Here is an 18835-nt window from a genome sequence, read left to right on the forward strand (position 1 = left end):
TTCAAGGTAAGCTTTTGAGCGTCCGACTGTTACTTATCATGAGGTTTCAGCATGCGCCGCAAGATTCCCAGTACGGCGGCCCTGATTGCCTTCGAGGCGGCGGCGCGCCACCAAAGCTTCACCCGTGCCGCCGAAGAACTGGCGCTGACCCAGAGCGCCATCTGCCGGCAGATCGGTGGCCTGGAAGAGTTTCTCGGCTTGGCTCTGTTTCGTCGTTCACGACGCGGCGTGCAACTGACGGAAGCCGGCCAGTCCTACGCCAGGCGTATCGCGGCGCAACTGGATGCGGTAGAGCGCGATACGCTGTCGGTCATGGGCCAGCAGGGGGCGATGAGCCTGGAACTGGCCGTGGTGCCGACATTCGGCACCCAGTGGCTGGTGCCTCGGTTGAAACATTTCCAGGCACTGCACCCGCAAATCACACTTAACCTGACCAACCGCACTCGACCGTTTCTGTTCGCCGATACGGACTTCGATGCCGCGATCTATTTCGGCGATTCCGACTGGTCCGGCACCGAGGCGCATTTTCTCATGCATGAGGATCTGCAGCCGGTATGCAGCCCGGCGCTGCTGCCCCACGCAAGCCCGCTGGACGCGGAAACCCTGGCAAGCATGCCACTCTTGCAGCAGAGCACACGGCCCTACGCCTGGCGGCAATGGTTCGACTCGCTGGACATGAAAGTCGCCCGCGACATGACCGGCCCACGCCTGGAGCTGTTCTCGATGCTGGCTCAGGCGGCGGAGCACGGGATGGGAGTGGCGCTGATTCCGCCGTTTCTGATCCAGCGGGAGCTTAGCGAAAGACGGCTGGTGGTAGCGCATTCCAATGTCTATCGCAGCGAAACGCGCGGGTATTACCTGATGATTCCGCAGCGCAAGCTGGAGGCGTCGGGGTTGGTAGTGTTTCGGGATTGGCTGAAGGAAGAAGCGCGAGCGTGGCGGGAGGGGCAACGTAGGTCGGGTTAGCCGAAGGCGTAACCCGACCTATGGGAATGCCGGATGCAAGACGTCGGTATAAATACCTAGCCGCTCAGGCCTTTTTCACTTTCTTCGGTTTCAGATACTTGGTCAGCCCCTGAAACCACATCACCAGCGCCGGGTTGCCCTGGATCTGAATGTGCTTGTCCTGAATGCCCTGCATGAACGCCAATTGCTTGTTCTTCGCCGTCATGGTGGCGTAACCGTACGCGGCATCCTTGAAACCCAACGAAAAGGCCGGCTCGGTCGCAGGGCCGCTTTTGCTGGTGATGCGCTGGTCCTTGACGATGAAGTGCCGCGCCACCTTGCCGTCCAGAGTGTGCAGCTGGAAGGTCAGGTCCTTGTCACCCAGTTGCTGCTGGAACTCGGCATTGTTGCGGCTGGCCTTGCCCATCAGGCGGCCCAGCATCCAGAGAAGAAAGCGGAATTTCATGATATTTCCCGACGGCTGATCAAAAAATTTCCGCATTGTAGCGGCTTGCCGAAGTGGGAAAAGTACTTTGCACAGCGGGAACGAATCGGTCCGTAGCGGACCGATAAGTCGGATCCACCCGGAGCCGGACGGCTCCGGGTAGCAGCAGATCAGTTGATCGCGTCCTTCAGCATTTTCCCCGGTTTGAACGCCACGGTATTGCTGGCCTTGATGGTCACTGGCTCTCCCGTCTGGGGATTCTTGCCAGTCCGTGCGCCGCGGTGGCGCTGCAGGAATGTTCCGAAACCGACCAGGGTTACGCTGTCCTTGCGATTCAGCGCGTTGGTGATTTCATCCAGAACGGCATTGAGTACACGATTGGCCTGATCCTTGGTGAGGTCGGCCTTTTCGGCGATGGCCGCCGCGAGTTCCGGTTTGCGCATGAGTTAGCCTCTGATGCTTTCTTGTTGTTGTGTGTGCCGTTCTGCGAACAGCGTTTCAAGGCGCCGCGACAGCTCCAGAGTGCCGCAGGCTCGACGGAGAATGGCACGCTGCTAGCAGGGGCGCCAGTCCCCAAAAGTGTTATGTCGGCATCAAAATGAAGGCGTTAACGACAGAACCTGAGGCAGCTCTGCCAGCACAGGCGGCAGTTGCTTGTTCAGCGCCATGCGTTGCTGCACGGCTGCGCCTGTAAGCGCATAGCCCAACAGACGGCCATCGGGAGCCTGGAACAACGCACTGATATCGCCACCCTCACCAGTGACGCTCCAGTGTCCTTCGCTACCGGCCGCTGGCGGCGACACCACCAGCGGGCACACCGGTGTTTTCACGGTCACGGGCATCGGCCCGTAACTGACGGACGTGGCAGTACCGCCAAGGGTTCGCCCCAGGGCACGCACGCCACTCATCAGCGGCATGACGTACAGCAGGTTCAGCCCTCCGACTTCGGCGCAATCACCCAGCGCATAAATATGCCTGGCTGAGGTTTGCAGAAGGCGATCCACCACGATGCCGCGTCCGGTTTTAAGCCCTGCGGCTGCAGCCAGCTCCGTGCGCGGTCGCAGGCCGACGGCACTGATCAGCAGATCGCACTGCAGAGACTGCCCATCTGACAGCTGCGCCTGCAGGCCGGCGCCACCCTGATCGAGACGCACGACCACCGCACCGAAATGGAAGCGCGCACCCAGCGATTCCAGTCCGCGCTGCACGGCGGCAGCCACCTGCTCCGGCAGCAATGCAGGCATGACCTGTGTGTCTGGCGCCACAAGCTCCACTTCGAAGCCAGCCTGCAGCAAGTCACTGGCAAATTCGCAACCGATCAGTCCGGCGCCGAGAATCAATATCCGCCGCTTGCCCTTTGCCGCCTCGCGGAAGCGGCCATAGTCGAGCAGATCATTGATCGGGAAGACCTGGTCCGCTGCATCTCCCTCCAGATGCACGTGAACGGGTTGCGCACCCCAGGCAAGTACCAGATCACGATAGGGAACCGGCTCGTTGCCGATCCATACCCGGCGATGGTCGGGATCGAGCCGGGTCACTCGGGTATGAGTGCGGACCTCGGCGTTGAGCTGGATCGCCATCTGCCCGGCGTCCTGCATGGCAAGGCTATCGGCATCCCTGTTCATGGCGAAGCCGGTGGAGAGCATCGGCTTGGAATAAGAGCGGCCGTCATCGGCAGTGATCAACAGCAGCGGCGTCTCGCTGTCGTACTTGCGGAATTCGCGCGCCAGGTTGTAGCCCGCAAGCCCGGTGCCGATGATTACTACAGGTGCCGTCATACCGCTTACCTCTGTTGCGCCAAGTGAATCAGCCGATCACGATCATTTCGAAATCCATCTTGCCCACACCGCAATCGGGGCACAGCCAGTCTTCGGGTACCTCTTCCCAGGGGGTACCGGGTGCAAGCCCCTCCTGCGGCAGCCCCAGGGCTTCGTCATAGATGAAGCCGCACACCACACATTGCCACTTTCTCATGGGGATGATCCTGATCATTGCCAATTGCGCTGAACGCTATACCAGAACGAAGCGTTGCGCCAAATACAAACACAACGGGCGGCCTAGGCCGCCCGTTGTAATCAGCTATACGTATCAGCCAGCGACGCCCACCAACGGGTCGGTGAGACCTATCACATAGAACCCGATCAGGCCGATGATGCCAGCCAGGATGAGGTAATACAGGGTCGGCAGCATGGTCTTGCGCAGGGTGATCCCTTCGCGTCCCAGCAGCCCAACGGTCGCCGAAGCCGCTACCACGTTGTGGATGGCGATCATGTTGCCCGCCGCTGCACCCACTGATTGCAGCGCCACCATCAGCGCACCGGACAGGCCCAGGAGTCCTGCGGTGTTCAGCTGGAATTGCGACAGCATCAGATTGGACACGGTGTTGGAACCAGCGATAAAGGCGCCGATTGCACCCACCGCAGGGGCGAAGAACGGATAGACATCACCGACGCTATTGGCCACCAACTGCGCCATGGCCACCGGCATGGAAACCAGGTCGGAGGTGTTGACGCCGGAGTTGATCAGGATACGCACCATCGGGATGGTGAAGATCAGTACGAAACCGGCGCCGAGCAGGGTCTTGCTCGACTCGCTGATCGCCGCACCCAACTCCTTTACCTTCATGCGATGCAGGAAGAAGGTCATCGCCACCACCATGCACAGAATGCCACCTGGCAGGTACAGAGGCTCCAGGGTACCGGAAACGCCCGTTTCACCCAGGATGTCCTTCCAGCCGAAGCTCAGCGACATCAGCGCCGCCTTGAACTCCGGGAAGACCCGCGAGGCAACCAGCAGCACGGCCAGCAGCAGATACGGAGCCCAGGCCATCGGAACGGAGATCGGCGTCTTGCCGGCCACGTCCTCGATCTTCATCTCGATCTTGCCCATCCAATCCGACGGCCACTCGCTGGCCGGCGCGAAGTCCCAGGTGTCCTTGGGCAGCAGGAAGCCGGCCTTGGCAGCTGGAACCACGATGGCCAGGCCCACCAGGGCGCCGATCATCGAAGGGAACTCCGGACCGAGGAACACGCCCGCAGCCGCGTAGGGGATGACGAACGCCAGGCCGGTGAAGATCGCGAATGGCGCAACGGCCAGACCTTCGGTCCAGGATTTGTTGCGACCGAAATAGCGGGTCATGATGCTGATCATGATCAGCGGCATAAGAATCCCGCAAATCGCATGGATGATCGCGACGCGCGAGAAGATCAGATGGAAGAAGACATCCCAGTTGCTGCCGACCGCCACCAGTTGCTCGGTGAGACCGGACTTGTCCAGACCTGCACCGACGCCTACCAGAATCGGTGTGCCCACCGCGCCGAAGGACACCGGCGTGGACTGCACCATCATGCCCAGCACTACCGCAGCCAGGGCCGGGAAGCCCAGTGCCACCAGCAGAGGCGCTGCCACAGCGGCTGGAGTGCCGAAGCCCGAAGCACCTTCGATGAAGCAACCGAACAGCCAGGCCACGATCAGCACCTGGACGCGACGATCCGGGCTGATGTTGGAGAAGCCGCGCCGGATCGAACTGATCCCCCCCGAATGCTTGAGGGTGTTGAGCAGCAGAATGGCACCGAAGATGATCCAGAGGATCGCCGCAGTCAGGATCAGGCCTTGCAGGGTCGAGGCAACGACGCGGTTGAGCGTCATGTCCCAGGCCAGCAGGCCAATCAGAGCGGTAAGAACGAAAACCAGCGGCATCGCATACTTGGCCGGCCAGCGAAAGCCGATCAGCAATACGCCCGCCAATACCAGTGGCACGAAGGCCAGGATGGATAGCAGAGTCTGACTCATTGTTGGGTTCCTTGTTTTTTGTATTGAACCACTTTCATTCCCGGTTACCCGGTGCTACGCATGAATGACTCGCGTCATCCAGAGGCACCGCTCGGCACACGCCGACCGGCCCCATGCTCAAAAGCCCCGAAGGCTTACAGGCCTTCGGGGCTTGGTCTTACCAATAACCAGTCAGACTGGTTATTGAGCGACTTCAACCACCATTCTGCTGTTTGAAGCGCTGGCGCCAGGCATGCAGCAGAGGCTCGGTGTAGCCGCTCGGTTGTTCACGCCCCTTGAATACCAGATCGCAGGCCGCCTGAAAAGCACTGGATTGCGCATAATCAGCCGCCATTGGCCGATAAAGCGGATTACCGGCGTTCTGCTGATCGACCACCTTGGCCATACGCTCAAGCGTTTCACGGACCTGCGCCTCGCCGACCACGCCGTGGTATAGCCAATTTGCCAGATGCTGGCTGGAGATACGCAGCGTGGCGCGATCCTCCATCAGGCCGACATCATGGATATCCGGCACCTTCGAGCAACCGACGCCCTGCTCGACCCAGCGCACCACGTAACCGAGGATGCCCTGGCAGTTGTTGTCCAGCTCCTGCTGGATGGCTTCGGCGCTCCAGTTGCGCTCTGCCGCGACCGGAATGGTCAGCAGATCATTGGTCAGCTGCTCGCGCTCGCTGGCCAGATCGATCTTCTCCAGCTCGGCCTGTACCGCCTGTACGCTTACCTGGTGGTAGTGCAGCGCGTGCAGCGTGGCGCCGGTCGGCGAAGGAACCCAGGCGGTGTTGGCGCCAGCCTTGGGATGGGCGATCTTCTGCTCCAGCATCGCAGCCATAAGGTCCGGCATGGCCCACATGCCCTTGCCGATCTGCGCCTTGCCGCGCAAGCCGCAGTTCAGTCCCACCAGCACGTTGTTGCGCTCGTAGGCCTGGATCCAGGCGGTGCTCTTCATGTCGCCTTTGCGCAGGACGGCGCCGGCTTCCATGATGCTGTGCATCTCGTCGCCGGTACGGTCGAGGAAGCCGGTGTTGATGAACGCCACGCGGTTCTTCGCGGCGCCGATGCAGGCCTTGAGGTTGACGCTGGTGCGGCGCTCCTCGTCCATGATGCCGACCTTGAGGGTATGCCGCGGTACGCCGATGAGGTCTTCGACGCGACCGAGCAACTCATCGGCGAAGGCAACTTCCTTCGGCCCGTGCATCTTCGGCTTGACGATGTAGACGCTGCCGGTGCGCGAGTTGCCCTTGCGCTGCAGGTCATGCTTGGCGATCAGGCTGGTGACCACGCCATCGAGAATGCCTTCCGGGATCTCGCGGCCCTGGCCATCGATAATCGCCGGGTTGGTCATCAGGTGGCCGACGTTGCGGATGAACAGCAGCGAGCGGCCATGCAGCTTCAGGCCGGAGCCATCGACGGCGGTGTATTCGCGGTCGGCGTTCAGCTGGCGGGTCATCGCTCTGCCGCCCTTCTGGAAGGTGTCGGTCAGGTCGCCCTTCATCAGGCCCAGCCAATTGCGATAGACCAGCACCTTGTCGTCGGCATCGACGGCAGCGGTGGAGTCCTCGCAGTCCATGATGGTGGTCACGGCGGCTTCGATCAGCAGGTCCTTGATGCCGGCGGCATCGGTCTGGCCGATGGGGCTGTTGGGGTCAATCTGGATCTCGATGTGCAGGCCGTTGTTCTTCAGCAATACGGCGGTGGGTTCGACCGCTTCACCCTGATAGCCGAGACATTTCTCCGGCTGCTTGAGACCGGTTACGCGGCCGCTTTCCAGGGTGACCTTGAGCTGACCGTCCTGCACGCGGTAATTGGTTGCGTCGGCATGGCTGCCTTCGGCCAGCGGTGCGGCCTGATCGAGAACGTTGCGCGCGAAAGCGATGACCTTGGCACCACGGACTTCGTTGTAGCCCGGACCTTTCTGCGCGCCGTTCTCTTCGCTGATGGCGTCGGTACCGTAGAGCGCGTCATACAGCGAGCCCCAGCGGGCGTTGGCGGCATTCAGGGCGTAGCGGGCATTGCCAATGGGCACAACCAGCTGCGGACCGGCCTGGGTGGCGATCTCGCTGTCGACGTTGCTGGTGCTGATCTTCACCTCGCCCGGCTCCGGCTGCAGATAGCCGATGGATTCGAGGAAGGTGCGGTAGGCCGGCATGTCGCTGACCGGACCGGGATTGGCCTTGTGCCACTTGTCCAGCTCGGCCTGCAGCCGGTCGCGCTCGGCGAGCAGGGCGCGGTTCTTCGGCGCCAGATCGTGGACCAGCTGATCGAAGCCGGCCCAGAAGGCTGCTGCTTCGACGCCGGTGCCTGGCAGCACTTCGTCTTCGATGAAACGCTGCAGGTTGGCCGCCACTTGCAGGCGACCCAGGGTTACACGCTCGGTCATCGCGGTTGTTCTCCTTTTTATTCGAGTCAGTTGGCGAGGGCAGCGACGCCGGCCTTGGCTACCTGTGCGTCCTGAGTGGCGGTCACCCCGGAGACACCCACCGAGCCGACCACCTGGCCGTCAACGATCACCGGCACGCCGCCTTCCAGCGAGCAGACCACCGGCGCGGACAGAAAGGCGTTGCGACCGCCGTTGACCATGTCCTCGTACCCCTTGGTTTCGCGCCGACCGACAGCAGCGCTGCGGGCTTTTTCAGTGGCGATGTAAGCAGCGATGGGTGCGCAGCCATCCAGACGCTCAAGCGCCAGCGGATGGCCACCGTCATCGGCCACGGCAATGGTCACGGCCCAGCCGTTGTTCTGCGCTTCGGTACGCGCGGCGTTGAGGATGGCGGCGACTTCGGCCTGGCCCAGTACGGCTTTGGTTTTCATGTTCTCTCCTTATGGAATTCGGTCTGCGCCAGGGCGCAGGTGTTTTTTTGCAGGAGCGAGCTTGCTCGCCAATGGCCACAGCTCGGCGTCATTGATCGCAAACAGGGACTCGGCGTCCTCCTCGCTCCTACGGGTTCTGCTTTTTCGTTCAGCCTCAAGCGCTTTGCTCGGCGTTACTGCATCGCCTCTTCGACAATCTCGATCCAGTGCCGCACCGGCGTGCGGCCAGCGCCGTCGAGGTGGGTCTGGCAACCGATGTTGGCAGTGACGATGACTTCCGGCTTGCCGCTTTCCAGCGCGGTCAGCTTGTTGTCACGCAATTGCTTGGAAAGCTCCGGCTGGGTGATCGAATAACTGCCAGCCGAACCGCAGCACAAGTGCGCGTCCGGCACGGCGGTGAGCTGGAAGCCCAGTCGCGTGAGCACATCTTCGACCGCGCCACTGAGCTTTTGTGCATGCTGCAGCGTGCAGGGACAGTGGAAAGCCATGCGCTTGTCTGCCTTGACGTTGAGCGTTTCCAGCTCCGCACCACGCAGCACTTCGACCAGATCCTTGGTCAGCGCACTGACCCGTGCGGCCTTGACGGCATAGGCCGGATCGCCCTGCAGCAGGTGGCCGTAATCCTTGACGAAGGCACCGCAACCACTGGCGGTCTGTACGATGGCTTCGGCGCCCGCCTCGATGCTCGGCCACCAGGCGTCGATATTGCGGCGCGCGCGGTCGAGCCCGGCTTCCTGGGCGTTGAGGTGATAGTCCACCGCACCGCAACAGCCGGCTTCGCGAATGGGCGTGACACTGATACCGAGTCGATCCAGTACCCGTGCGGTGGCCGCATTGGTATTGGGTGACAGGCTCGGCTGCACGCAGCCTTCGAGCATCAGCACAGTGCGTGCGTGGGTAGTCTGCGGCCGCTCCACGGGGGGGCGCACCTGGCGCGGCAGATGCGCCTTGAGGCTGGCCGGCATCAGCGGACGCAAGGCGTTGCCGGTGCTCAGCAGCGCCTTGAACAGCGCCGGACGTGGCACTACTGTGCGCAGCCCCCCGCGTACCAGGCGCTCGCTCAGGGTGCGTGGCACCTGCTGCTCCATGAAGTCGCGACCGATATCCAGCAGGTTGTGGTATTGCACGCCCGACGGGCAGGTGGTTTCACAGTTGCGGCAGGTCAGGCAGCGGTCCAGATGCAGCTGGGTGCTCTCGGTGACTTCGCCACCTTCGAACATCTGCTTCATCAGATAAATTCGCCCGCGCGGGCCATCCAGCTCATCGCCGATCAACTGATAGGTCGGGCAGGTGGCGTTGCAGAAACCGCAATGCACGCACGAGCGCAGGATGCTCTCGGCTTCCTCGGCACGCGGCAGCTTCTTCGCGGCTTCGCTCAAGTTCGTTTGCATACGTGTCAGACCTCGGAATACATGCGGCCAGGGTTGAATATCCCCTGCGGGTCAAGCTGCGCCTTGAGTTGGCGGTGGTAGCGCAACAGCGGCTCGGCCAGTGGCTGGAATGGGCTGGCCGTGGCGCCTGGGCTGTAGCAGATCGCGTGACCACCAAATTCGGTGACGATGGCGCGAATCTGTTCGGCATCGGCTTCGGATTTCAGCCAACGCTGGGCACCGGCCCAGTCCACCAGTTGCTCGCCGGGCAGCACGACTGCCGGCGTGTTGTTTGGCAGCGACAGACGCCACAGTGGCCGCGCATCGGCAAAGAAGGCCAGCCGCTGCTCGCGCAGATCGCTCCAGTAGACGGCCCCCAGCTCCTCGCCTCCGATACGCTCACGCGCCGCGTTGACCGAACCCTCGCCGCCTTCCAGGCGCAGGTACAGCGCCTGCCCGTCATGGCTGGCGGCGCTGATTGGCACCGGCTGCTGGCCCCATTCGGCGAGCTTGAGCAGCGCGCGTTCCAGATCCAGTTCCAGGCGCAGGCCGGTGCTCAGGCGTGGTTTGGGCAGTACCTTCAGCGACACCTCGGTGAGCACACCCAGGCAACCGAAGCTGCCGGCCATCAGGCGCGACAGGTCGTAGCCGGCGACGTTCTTCATCACCTCGCCACCGAAGCGCAGGTGCTTGCCCTGGCCGGTGATGACACGCGTGCCGAGCACGAAATCGCGTACCGAACCGCTCCACGGACGGCGCGGGCCGGATAGTCCCGCAGCAACCATGCCGCCAACCGTAGCACCTTCGCCGAAGTGCGGTGGTTCGCAGGGGAGCATCTGCCCGGCGGCATCGAGCGCCGCCTCCAGCTCGCTGAGTGGTGTGCCGGCGCGGGCGGTGATCACCAGTTCGGTGGGGTCATAGCTGACGATGCCGCGATGGGCGCGCACATCCAGCAGTTGGCCTTCGACCGCACGGGCAAGGAATTTCTTGCTGCCACTGCCTTGAATGCTCAACGGCGTCCTGGCAGTCAGCGCCTGGTTGACCTGATCCAGCAACTGCTCGCTGGCGTCGAATGAAACTGTCATCAGAAGCGCTCCAGTTCGGGGAAGGGCAGCTCGCCGTTGTGGATATGCATGCGGCCAAATTCGGCGCAGCGATGCAGGGTCGGGATGTTCTTGCCGGGGTTCAGCAGGCCGGTCGGGTCGAAGGCGGCTTTCACCGCATGGAACAGCGTCAACTCGTCGGCGTTGAACTGGGCGCACATCTGGTTGATCTTCTCGCGGCCCACGCCGTGCTCACCGGTGATGCTGCCGCCGACCTTGACGCAGAGTTCGAGGATCTTGCCACCCAGGTCTTCGGCGCGCTCCAGCTCACCTTCCTGGTTGGCATCGAAGAGGATCAGCGGGTGCATGTTGCCGTCGCCGGCATGGAACACGTTGGCCACGCGCAGGCCGTACTGTTCGGACAGTTCGGCGATGCCCTTGAGCACGCCCGGCAGCTCGCGGCGCGGGATGGTGCCGTCCATGCAGTAGTAGTCAGGGGAAATACGGCCGACCGCCGGGAAGGCGTTCTTGCGCCCGGCCCAGAAGCGCACGCGCTCGGCTTCATCCTTGGCCAGACGCACTTCGGTGGCGCCGGCCAGCTTCAGCACTTCACTGACGCGGGCGCAGTCATCGTGCACGTCGGCTTCCACGCCATCCAACTCGCAAAGCAGGATGGCTTCGGCATCCACCGGGTAGCCGGCATGGATGAAGTCCTCGGCAGCGCGGATCGAGAGGTTGTCCATCATCTCCAGCCCGCCGGGAATGATGCCCGCGGCGATGATGTCACCCACCGCACGCCCGGCCTTTTCCACCGAATCGAAGGCGGCCAGCAGCACCTTGGCCACCTGCGGCTTGGGCAGCAGCTTGACCGTCACCTCGGTGACAATGCCGAGCATGCCCTCGGAGCCGGTGAACAGCGCCAGCAGGTCGAAACCAGGTGAATCCAGCGCCTCGGAGCCGAGCGTCATGCGCTCGCCCTCGACGGTGAGGATGTCCACCTTGAGCAGGTTGTGCACGGTCAGGCCGTACTTCAGGCAATGCACGCCACCGGCGTTTTCCGCAACGTTGCCACCGATGGAGCAGGCGATCTGCGAGGAGGGATCCGGCGCGTAATACAGCTCAAAGGGCGCGGCGGCCTGGGAAATCGCCAGGTTGCGCACACCAGGCTGGACGCGGGCAAAGCGTCCGGCAGGATCGACCTCGAGAATCTTGTTGAAACGCGCCATCACCAGCAGGATGCCCTGTTCCAGCGGCAACGCACCGCCGGACAGGCCGGTGCCGGCACCGCGGGCAACCACCGGGACGCGGCGCTGATAGCAAAGTTTGAGCAGGGCTTCGACCTGTTCGATACGCTCGGGCAGCACCACCAGCATCGGCGTGGTGCGGTAGGCGGAGAGGCCATCGCACTCATAGGGCTTAAGATCTTCAAGGCGGTGGAGGATATCCAGGTCGGGCAGCTGCGCCTGCAGTTCAGCCAGCAGCGCGGCCTTATCCACCTTGGGCAGCTCACCGTCAATGCGTTCGTCGTACAGAATATTCATGGCAGTCGGATGCTCTCGTTATTCACCAACAGCACGGCCAGCTGCGGCGGAGTGACGCATCTTTAGCCCGAAAAAGTCATCGCGTCCACTCTCTGACCAGCTGGTCCTACCAGTTTGAAATGCAATAAAGCTGCATATTTTTCATCAAAGGCTCGCTATCTGGCACTTCCAGCATTTTTCTCGATGACAGGTTAAACTCAATCACAACTGGTCCTACCACTGAGAAAGTCATGCTCAACCCGCTTGTTCCCGAGAAACGTCAGATCGCGGATGTGGTTGCCGAGCGCATCGAGCGACTGATCATCGATGGCGTGCTCAAGGTCGGGCAGGCCCTGCCATCGGAGCGTCGCCTGTGCGAAAAGCTCGGCATTTCCCGCTCGGCCATGCGTGAAGGTCTGCGCGTGTTGCGTGGGCGCGGCATCATCGAAACCTCGCAGGGGCGCGGCTCCTTCGTCGCCCAGCTGTCCGGCGGACACGATGCCTCGCCGCTGATGCACCTGTTCAATTCGCAACCGCGCACGCTCTACGACCTGCTCGAAGTGCGCGCTCTGCTGGAAGGCGAATCGGCACGGCTGGCGGCGCTGCGCGGCACAGAAGCAGACTTCATTCTGCTGCGCCGACGCTACGAGGAAATGCTCGCCGCACATGCTGGCGAAGCCACCGACCCTCGCGAACATGCCCGCCTCGATCACGCCTTTCACCTGGCCATCTGCGAGGCTTCGCACAATCCGGTACTGGTGCATACCCTGCAGTCGCTGACCGATCTGATGCTCTCCACCGTGTTCGCCTCGGTGAACAACCTCTACCACCGCCCTGCGCAGAAGCGCCAGATCGACCGACAGCACTCGCGACTGTTTCATGCGGTCACCGAGCGCCTGCCCGATCAGGCCCAGCGCGCCGCCCGTGACCATATCCACGGCATTCGCGACAACCTTAAGGAAATCGAACAGGAAGAACAGCGGCTGGTGCGGGCAACCATGCGGCTGGAGGGATGGGCATAACTGTACCGGCCTGCGCTCCGGCAGGCTGCATTCGCAGGCCTCTGACACGGGCATGCTAGACTCGCCGCCTCATTTCAACTGCCTGTTCTCGCCCGTGTCCGAATTTGAAGACTGGCTGGCCGCCGACCAACTTCCCGCGCCGCTCGACCCGCTGCTGCATGACTGGCTCTATGTCGACAAGGGCTCGCTGACTCGTCGCCTCACGCTCCTCGCCGCCGGCGCGTTCAGTGTTACGCCGTTGCGCGAGGGCTGGCAGCCGCTGCGTAACGATGAGTGCGCAGCCCTTGGCGTGGCGCCAGACAGCACCGGCTGGGTGCGCGAAGTGTATCTGCGCGGGCATGGCGAGCCTTGGGTGTTCGCCCGCAGCGTGGCAGCACGCAGTGCGCTGGAAGACTCGGGCTTCGACCTGCAGCGCCTGGGCAGTCGCTCGCTGGGCGAACTGCTGTTCAGCGACCAGGCCTTTGCCCGCGGCCCGCTCGAAGCCACACACTATCCCGACGCCTGGCTGCCTGAAGACATTCGTCAGATGCGGCTCTGGGCCAGACGCTCCCGATTCAGCCGGGGCAAACTGGGCGTGCTCGTCGCCGAGGTCTTTCTGCCCGCCCTGTGGCAAGCCGCGCAGAACGAAAACTGAGCAACCGCACGACACCCATTTCGCCAGGAGGCCATCGATGTATCAGAAGCTTCTGCACTCAACCAATCGTTTGCATCCGCGCGCCTTCGATTTCATTCAGCTGATGCGTCTGGATCGCCCCATCGGCACCTACCTGCTGCTGTGGCCGACGCTTGGCGCCCTGTGGATCGCCGGCGCAGGCGCGCCCAGCGTGAAGAACGTCATCATCTTCATCCTCGGCGTGATCCTGATGCGCGCCGCCGGCTGCGTAATCAACGATTTTGCCGACCGCAACTTCGACGGCCACGTCAGTCGGACCAAGAAGCGTCCCCTGGCCACCGGCAAGATCACAACAAAGGAAGCCTGGATTCTCTTCGCGGTACTGGTGACGCTGAGCTTCGGCCTGGTGCTGCTGACCAACGCAGCAACCGTTTGGCTGTCCTTCGGCGCATTGGCCGTCGCCGCGCTCTACCCCTTCATGAAACGCTACACCTATTACCCGCAAGTGGTGCTGGGCGCGGCCTTTTCCTGGGGCATTCCGATGGCCTTCACCGCCGAAACCGGCAGCCTGCCAACAGAAGCGTGGTTGCTGTTCATCGCCAACATGCTCTGGACCGTGGGCTACGACACCTATTACGCCATGGCCGACCGCGAGGACGACCTGAAGATCGGCATCAAGTCCACCGCCGTCCTGTTCGGCGAAGCCGACCGGATCATCATCCTCACGCTGCAGGGGATGGCGCTGTTCTGCCTGATCCTGGCCGGCGTGCGCTTCGAGCTGGGCCAGTGGTTCCACCTCGGCCTGTTCATCGCCGCCGCCTGCTTCGCCTGGGAGTTCTGGAAAACCCGCACGCGCGATCCGCTCATCTGCTTCAAGGCCTTTTTGCACAATCACTGGGCGGGATTGGCGATTCTTGCGGGAATCGTGCTGGATTACGCGCTGAAAACTGCCTGATGCTGACGTCGTTAGCGGCTCAAGTGTAGGGCGGATCAACGCTTCACCGATCCGCCGGACGGTGCTTCTGCCACGCACGATGCTGCAGGCTTGTACGCTGGTCGATGCTTCGCACTCTCCGGATTACGCCTACGGCTGATCCAGGCTACGGTCAGCAATCAACGAAGCCAGTTACCGGTTCAGTTCGTAGGCACACATGTTGACGGTGGCGGCCAGGTTCAGCGATTCGATGGCGCCGCAACCGGCAATCGTGAACGGCTGTGCGTTTAGCGCAGCCAGCTGCTCACGGGGCACACCACGGGCTTCGTTGCCGAACAGGTAACAGTCGAATGTTTTGAAGCTGGCCGATTGCAGTTGCTCGCCATTCATATCGAGGCAGGCGATGCGCGCGAAGCGGGTGCGCAACGAATCCAGTTCCACATCCAGCTCCATGGGCGTATGAAAGATCGCGCCCATACTGGAGCGCACAACCTTGGGGTTGTACGGATCGACGCTGCCGGGGCTGAGCAGACAGCGGAAATTACCGAACCAGGCCAGGGTACGCAGAATGGTGCCGAGGTTGCCGGGGTCCTGAATTTCATGCAGGTAAATGGCGCGCTCACCGGCTTCAGAGACCGGCGCGACACGCTCCGGCATCGGCACCACGGCGACGATGCCTTGCGGCGTCTTGGTGTCAGCGATCTGCGCCATCTGTCGATCGCTGATGACATGAGCCCTGAACGGGCTTTGCCAGTGCTCGTAGGCCGCGGTGACATACAGCTCGCTGCGCTGCAGCTGCGGGTTATGCAAGGCCGCCTTCTGCAACTCCAGCAACAGATGCTCGCCCTCCACCAGGAAATGACCAAACTCGGCGCGGTATTTTTTCTGCTGAAGTTTCTTGATGTCGTCGAGTTTCATCAATGTGGCGCTCAGTTGTTCTGCTCACTGACTTCGGACAGCAGCGACTTGGCCACCGCTTCGGCGACTTTGATGCCATCCACGCCCGCAGACAGAATACCGCCCGCGTAACCAGCACCTTCACCGGCCGGATACAGGCCTTTCAGGTTGAGGCTTTGCAAGGTCTCATTGTCGCGAGTGATGCGCACGGGTGATGAAGTGCGGGTTTCGATACCGGTCAGCACCGCATCGTCACGGTCAAAACCGCGGATCTGCTTGCCAAACGCCGGCAGCGCTTCGCGAATGGCTTCAATGGCGTATTCCGGCAAGGACGCCGCCAGATCACCCAGACGCACACCCGGCTTGTAGGACGGTTCTATCTCTCCGAACTCGCTCGACGGCACGCCGCGAATGAAATCGCCGACCAATTGCGCCGGTGCGCAGTAATCGCGACCGCCCAGTTCGTAGGCAAGGGACTCCAGACGCTCCTGGAATTCCACACCGGCCAGCGTGCCACCGGGGAAATCCTGCTCCGGATTGATGCCTACAACGATAGCGGCATTGGCGTTGCGTTCGTTGCGCGAGTACTGACTCATGCCGTTGGTCACCACGCGCCCCGGCTCGGAAGTGGCCGCCACCACAGTGCCGCCCGGACACATGCAGAAGCTGTAAACGGCGCGGCCATTCTTGGCGTGATAGACGAGTTTGTAATCGGCGGCGCCAAGCTCCGGATGGCCGGCGTATTTGCCCAGGCGAGCCTGATCGATCAGGCCTTGCGGATGCTCGATGCGAAAACCCACGGCAAAGGGCTTGGCCTCCATGAACACGCCCTGGCGGTGCAGCATGCGGAAGGTATCGCGAGCGCTGTGGCCCAGCGCCATGACCACATGACGGCTGCGGAGCGTTTCGCCACTGGCCAGCAGCACACCCTCGACCTGGCCATTGTCGATCAGCAGCTCAGTCACTTTGCTTTCAAAGCGCACCTCGCCGCCCAGGGCGATGATCTCCTCACGCATGGTGGCCACCACGCCGGTAAGCCGGAAGGTACCGATGTGCGGTTTGCTCACGTACATGATTTCTTCTGGCGCGCCGGCGCGCACGAACTCATGCACCACCTTGCGGGCGTAGAACTTGGGGTCCTTGATCTGGCTGTAGAGTTTGCCGTCGGAGAACAGGCCGGCACCGCCCTCACCGAATTGCACGTTGGATTCGGGCGTTAGAACATTCTTGCGCCACAGCGCCCAGGTGTCCTTGGTGCGGCTGCGCACTTCCTTGCCGCGCTCCAGCACGATGGGCTTGAAGCCCATCTGCGCGAGCAGCAGCGCCGCGAACAAGCCACAGGGGCCAAGGCCCACCACCAACGGCCGCTCGCTCAGATCAGCCGGCGCCTGCCCGACCGGATAGTAGTTGGTGTCCGGCGCCGGACGGACATTGCGGTCGTCAGCCAGACGCGCCAGCACGGCGGCCTCGTCGCGAACCTCCAGGTCGATGATGTAGATGAACAGGATGACGCTGTTCTTCTTGCGAGCATCGTAGCTGCGCTTGAACACGGTGAAATTCAGCAGATCGGCGTCGCTGATACCCAGGCGATTGACGATGGCCTGGCGCAATTCATCGGCGGAGTGATCGAGGGGCAGAGACAGTTCGTTGATGCGAATCATGGCGAGGGTCCTGGCCGGTGACTCCGGCAGAGGAAAAAACAGGGGGAAATGGGGGCCGATTGTACCCGTCGCAGCCAACTCCGGCGACTTTCCAAAGGCAGCAGCACAACGCGCCCTGCCCTGCCGATTTAACCTGCACAGCGTTATCGGCCTATAATTGGCGCCATTCCGCGCCCAACAGTTCTCTTTTGCCCCATGCGTTGGCCGCCCCTCAGCTTGATTTTCCGTGGTACCTCCGTCATGAAACGATCCAAAAGCAGCCGCCGCTGGCTGGATGAACACGTCAACGATCCCTACGTCAAACAGGCCCAGAAGGATGGCCTGCGCTCGCGCTCCAGCTACAAGCTGATCGAGCTGAACGAGAAGGACAAGCTGATACGCCCCGGCATGCTGCTGATGGATCTCGGCTCTGCTCCCGGTGGCTGGTCGCAAGTGGCCGGCAGGCTCGTCGGCGAGAAAGGGCGGGTCGTGGCCACCGACATCCTGCCGATGGACCCGTTGGACAACGTCGACTTCATCCAGGGCGACTTCACCGAGGATGCTGTATTCCAGCAGCTGCTGGACACGCTCGACGGCCGGCAGCCTGATCTGATCGTTTCCGACATCGCGCCCAATCTCAGCGGCGTCGCTGTCGCCGACCAAGCCTCCTCGATGTACCTGGTCGAACTCACCCTCGACATGGTCCGCAAAGTGCTGAAGCCCAATGGCAACTACGTGGTCAAGGTCTTCCAGGGCGAAGGCTCCGACGACTTCCTGAGGGACGTGCGCACCTCATTCGAGAAAGTGGTGGTCCGCAAGCCTGCGGCGTCACGACCGCGGTCGAACGAGGTTTATCTGGTGGCCAAAGGATTCAAAGGCTAAGGCGCCACCGCCAGAAGCCGATCGAGCGCGTCTTCCTCCGCGCCCCTGTAACATCCCTGCAATATTTCCGTTATCTAATGCCGAACGACAAAGCGGACCGAGAGCGGACATGAATGGCAAATGCATACTGATCGTCGATGACGAAGCACCGATCCGCGAGATGATCGTGGTGGCGCTGGAAATGGCCGGCTATGAATGCCTTGAAGCAGAGAATGTGCAGGATGCTCATGCGCTGGTCGTCGATCGTCAGCCGGACCTGATCCTGCTCGACTGGATGCTCCCCGGCACCTCCGGCATCGAACTGGCCCGCCGCCTAAAGCGCGAAGAGCTGACGGCCAACACGCCGATCATCATGCTCACCGCCAAGGACGCCGAGGACAACAAGATCCAGGGCCTGGAAGTCGGTGCCGACGATTACATCACCAAACCCTTTTCCCCACGCGAGCTGGTAGCACGTCTGAAAGCGGTGCTGCGCCGAGCCGCGCCCAACGACAACGAGACGCCCATCGAGATTGGCGGCCTGCTGCTCGATCCCGTCAGCCACCGCGTCACCATCGACGGTATCCCGGCGGAAATGGGGCCTACCGAATACCGGCTCTTGCAGTTCTTCATGACCCACCAGGAGCGCGCTTATACACGCGGCCAGTTGCTCGACCAGGTCTGGGGCGGCAATGTGTACGTCGAGGAACGCACCGTGGACGTGCATATCCGCCGCCTGCGCAAGGCGCTGGGCGAAACCTACGAGAACCTGGTGCAGACTGTGCGTGGCACCGGCTATCGTTTTTCCACCAAGAGCTGACTACACCGCACCCCGGGCTTTCTTACGCGCATGAGCGAGCACAGCAGTTTTCATGCAACCTGAACTGACCGGTGCCTTGCGGGTGTTGCACAAGACCTCCACACGGGCTGCCTCAAGGAGCATCA

At 62.2% G+C, this 18835-nt stretch carries 18 protein-coding genes; 6 read left to right on the forward strand and 12 right to left on the reverse strand.

Annotation, left to right across the window (positions count from 1 at the left end; all coding sequences use genetic code 11):
* Positions 1-51: 51 nt before the first annotated feature.
* The gene (locus NAV32_RS05490) at positions 52-966 is read left to right on the forward strand and encodes a LysR family transcriptional regulator (protein WP_256051792.1); all 915 of its coding nucleotides are present in this window, start codon (positions 52-54) and stop codon (positions 964-966) included.
* A 64-nt stretch (positions 967-1030) separates the two neighbouring features.
* Here NAV32_RS05490 and NAV32_RS05495 read toward each other — a convergent pair whose 3' ends face one another.
* The 10 genes from NAV32_RS05495 to glcD all read right to left on the reverse strand — a co-directional run bounded on the left by NAV32_RS05495 (position 1031) and on the right by glcD (position 11944).
* Complete coding sequence (locus NAV32_RS05495; protein WP_256051793.1) at positions 1031-1411, reverse strand: SCP2 sterol-binding domain-containing protein; 381 nt, start codon at positions 1409-1411, stop codon at positions 1031-1033.
* 149 nt (positions 1412-1560) lie between these two features.
* Positions 1561-1833 (reverse strand): HU family DNA-binding protein, encoded by a 273-nt coding sequence (locus NAV32_RS05500; RefSeq protein ID WP_014854330.1) that lies wholly within the window; start codon positions 1831-1833, stop codon positions 1561-1563.
* Positions 1834-1983: 150 nt separating this feature from the next.
* Complete coding sequence (locus NAV32_RS05505) at positions 1984-3168, reverse strand: NAD(P)/FAD-dependent oxidoreductase (RefSeq protein WP_256051794.1); 1185 nt, start codon at positions 3166-3168, stop codon at positions 1984-1986.
* Between the two features lie 28 nt (positions 3169-3196).
* Complete coding sequence (locus NAV32_RS05510) at positions 3197-3364, reverse strand: rubredoxin (protein WP_256051795.1); 168 nt, start codon at positions 3362-3364, stop codon at positions 3197-3199.
* A 114-nt stretch (positions 3365-3478) separates the two neighbouring features.
* A complete protein-coding gene (locus NAV32_RS05515) occupies positions 3479-5182 on the reverse strand; it encodes an L-lactate permease (protein WP_256051796.1) in 1704 nt (567 codons plus the stop codon).
* A 193-nt stretch (positions 5183-5375) separates the two neighbouring features.
* On the reverse strand, positions 5376-7559 hold the full coding sequence (locus tag NAV32_RS05520) for a malate synthase G (protein ID WP_256051797.1): 2184 nt from the start codon (positions 7557-7559) through the stop codon (positions 5376-5378).
* Positions 7560-7585: 26 nt separating this feature from the next.
* Positions 7586-7990, reverse strand: coding sequence for a heme-binding protein (locus tag NAV32_RS05525; protein ID WP_256051798.1), 405 nt, complete (start codon positions 7988-7990; stop codon positions 7586-7588).
* A gap of 173 nt (positions 7991-8163) precedes the next feature.
* Positions 8164-9381, reverse strand: a complete 1218-nt coding sequence (glcF, locus tag NAV32_RS05530) for a glycolate oxidase subunit GlcF (RefSeq protein WP_256051799.1) — start codon at positions 9379-9381, stop codon at positions 8164-8166.
* 5 nt (positions 9382-9386) lie between these two features.
* Positions 9387-10445: a glycolate oxidase subunit GlcE gene (gene glcE, locus NAV32_RS05535; RefSeq protein WP_256051800.1), complete on the reverse strand. Its 1059-nt coding sequence runs from the start codon at positions 10443-10445 to the stop codon at positions 9387-9389.
* The gene (glcD, locus tag NAV32_RS05540; protein WP_256051801.1) at positions 10445-11944 is read right to left on the reverse strand and encodes a glycolate oxidase subunit GlcD; all 1500 of its coding nucleotides are present in this window, start codon (positions 11942-11944) and stop codon (positions 10445-10447) included. Before glcD ends, glcE begins: the two co-directional genes overlap by 1 nt.
* A gap of 230 nt (positions 11945-12174) precedes the next feature.
* Between glcD and glcC the strand changes: the two genes are divergently transcribed.
* From glcC to ubiA, 3 genes are read left to right on the forward strand one after another with little or no spacing between them, the layout of a single operon-like run.
* On the forward strand, positions 12175-12945 hold the full coding sequence (gene glcC, locus NAV32_RS05545; RefSeq protein ID WP_256051802.1) for a transcriptional regulator GlcC: 771 nt from the start codon (positions 12175-12177) through the stop codon (positions 12943-12945).
* Between the two features lie 52 nt (positions 12946-12997).
* Positions 12998-13579 carry a chorismate--pyruvate lyase family protein gene (locus NAV32_RS05550; RefSeq protein WP_423836416.1) on the forward strand — a complete coding sequence of 194 codons (582 nt, stop codon included), beginning with the start codon at positions 12998-13000 and terminating at the stop codon, positions 13577-13579.
* Between the two features lie 37 nt (positions 13580-13616).
* Positions 13617-14513, forward strand: a complete 897-nt coding sequence (gene ubiA, locus NAV32_RS05555; protein WP_256051803.1) for a 4-hydroxybenzoate octaprenyltransferase — start codon at positions 13617-13619, stop codon at positions 14511-14513.
* Between the two features lie 171 nt (positions 14514-14684).
* Here ubiA and NAV32_RS05560 read toward each other — a convergent pair whose 3' ends face one another.
* The gene (locus NAV32_RS05560) at positions 14685-15410 is read right to left on the reverse strand and encodes a TrmH family RNA methyltransferase (RefSeq protein ID WP_256051804.1); all 726 of its coding nucleotides are present in this window, start codon (positions 15408-15410) and stop codon (positions 14685-14687) included.
* Between the two features lie 11 nt (positions 15411-15421).
* Positions 15422-17050, reverse strand: a complete 1629-nt coding sequence (locus NAV32_RS05565) for an NAD(P)/FAD-dependent oxidoreductase (RefSeq protein ID WP_256051805.1) — start codon at positions 17048-17050, stop codon at positions 15422-15424.
* A 240-nt stretch (positions 17051-17290) separates the two neighbouring features.
* Between NAV32_RS05565 and rlmE the strand changes: the two genes are divergently transcribed.
* Both rlmE and phoB read left to right on the forward strand, forming a co-directional pair.
* Positions 17291-17911 (forward strand): 23S rRNA (uridine(2552)-2'-O)-methyltransferase RlmE, encoded by a 621-nt coding sequence (rlmE, locus tag NAV32_RS05570; RefSeq protein WP_256051806.1) that lies wholly within the window; start codon positions 17291-17293, stop codon positions 17909-17911.
* 109 nt (positions 17912-18020) lie between these two features.
* The gene (gene phoB, locus NAV32_RS05575; protein ID WP_256051807.1) at positions 18021-18710 is read left to right on the forward strand and encodes a phosphate regulon transcriptional regulator PhoB; all 690 of its coding nucleotides are present in this window, start codon (positions 18021-18023) and stop codon (positions 18708-18710) included.
* Positions 18711-18835 lie beyond the last annotated feature (125 nt).

This window comes from Stutzerimonas stutzeri, from assembly GCF_024448695.1.
Classification (GTDB): domain Bacteria; phylum Pseudomonadota; class Gammaproteobacteria; order Pseudomonadales; family Pseudomonadaceae; genus Stutzerimonas; species Stutzerimonas stutzeri_T.

Excerpts from the sequence above, each read along its gene's own strand:
- NAV32_RS05560 (WP_256051804.1), bottom strand. The coding sequence starts at position 15,410 with ATGAAACTCGACGACATCAAGAAACTTCAGCAGAAAAAATACCGCGCC.
- glcE (WP_256051800.1), bottom strand. The coding sequence starts at position 10,445 with ATGACAGTTTCATTCGACGCCAGCGAGCAGTTGCTGGATCAGGTCAAC.
- phoB (WP_256051807.1), top strand. The coding sequence starts at position 18,021 with ATGAATGGCAAATGCATACTGATCGTCGATGACGAAGCACCGATCCGC.
- NAV32_RS05520 (WP_256051797.1), bottom strand. The coding sequence starts at position 7,559 with ATGACCGAGCGTGTAACCCTGGGTCGCCTGCAAGTGGCGGCCAACCTG.
- NAV32_RS05515 (WP_256051796.1), bottom strand. The coding sequence starts at position 5,182 with ATGAGTCAGACTCTGCTATCCATCCTGGCCTTCGTGCCACTGGTATTG.
- glcD (WP_256051801.1), bottom strand. The coding sequence starts at position 11,944 with ATGAATATTCTGTACGACGAACGCATTGACGGTGAGCTGCCCAAGGTG.
- NAV32_RS05495 (WP_256051793.1), bottom strand. The coding sequence starts at position 1,411 with ATGAAATTCCGCTTTCTTCTCTGGATGCTGGGCCGCCTGATGGGCAAG.
- glcF (WP_256051799.1), bottom strand. The coding sequence starts at position 9,381 with ATGCAAACGAACTTGAGCGAAGCCGCGAAGAAGCTGCCGCGTGCCGAG.
- NAV32_RS05525 (WP_256051798.1), bottom strand. The coding sequence starts at position 7,990 with ATGAAAACCAAAGCCGTACTGGGCCAGGCCGAAGTCGCCGCCATCCTC.
- NAV32_RS05510 (WP_256051795.1), bottom strand. The coding sequence starts at position 3,364 with ATGAGAAAGTGGCAATGTGTGGTGTGCGGCTTCATCTATGACGAAGCC.
- glcC (WP_256051802.1), top strand. The coding sequence starts at position 12,175 with ATGCTCAACCCGCTTGTTCCCGAGAAACGTCAGATCGCGGATGTGGTT.
- rlmE (WP_256051806.1), top strand. The coding sequence starts at position 17,291 with ATGAAACGATCCAAAAGCAGCCGCCGCTGGCTGGATGAACACGTCAAC.
- NAV32_RS05490 (WP_256051792.1), top strand. The coding sequence starts at position 52 with ATGCGCCGCAAGATTCCCAGTACGGCGGCCCTGATTGCCTTCGAGGCG.
- NAV32_RS05565 (WP_256051805.1), bottom strand. The coding sequence starts at position 17,050 with ATGATTCGCATCAACGAACTGTCTCTGCCCCTCGATCACTCCGCCGAT.
- ubiA (WP_256051803.1), top strand. The coding sequence starts at position 13,617 with ATGTATCAGAAGCTTCTGCACTCAACCAATCGTTTGCATCCGCGCGCC.
- NAV32_RS05500 (WP_014854330.1), bottom strand. The coding sequence starts at position 1,833 with ATGCGCAAACCGGAACTCGCGGCGGCCATCGCCGAAAAGGCCGACCTC.
- NAV32_RS05505 (WP_256051794.1), bottom strand. The coding sequence starts at position 3,168 with ATGACGGCACCTGTAGTAATCATCGGCACCGGGCTTGCGGGCTACAAC.
- NAV32_RS05550 (WP_423836416.1), top strand. The coding sequence starts at position 12,998 with ATGCTAGACTCGCCGCCTCATTTCAACTGCCTGTTCTCGCCCGTGTCC.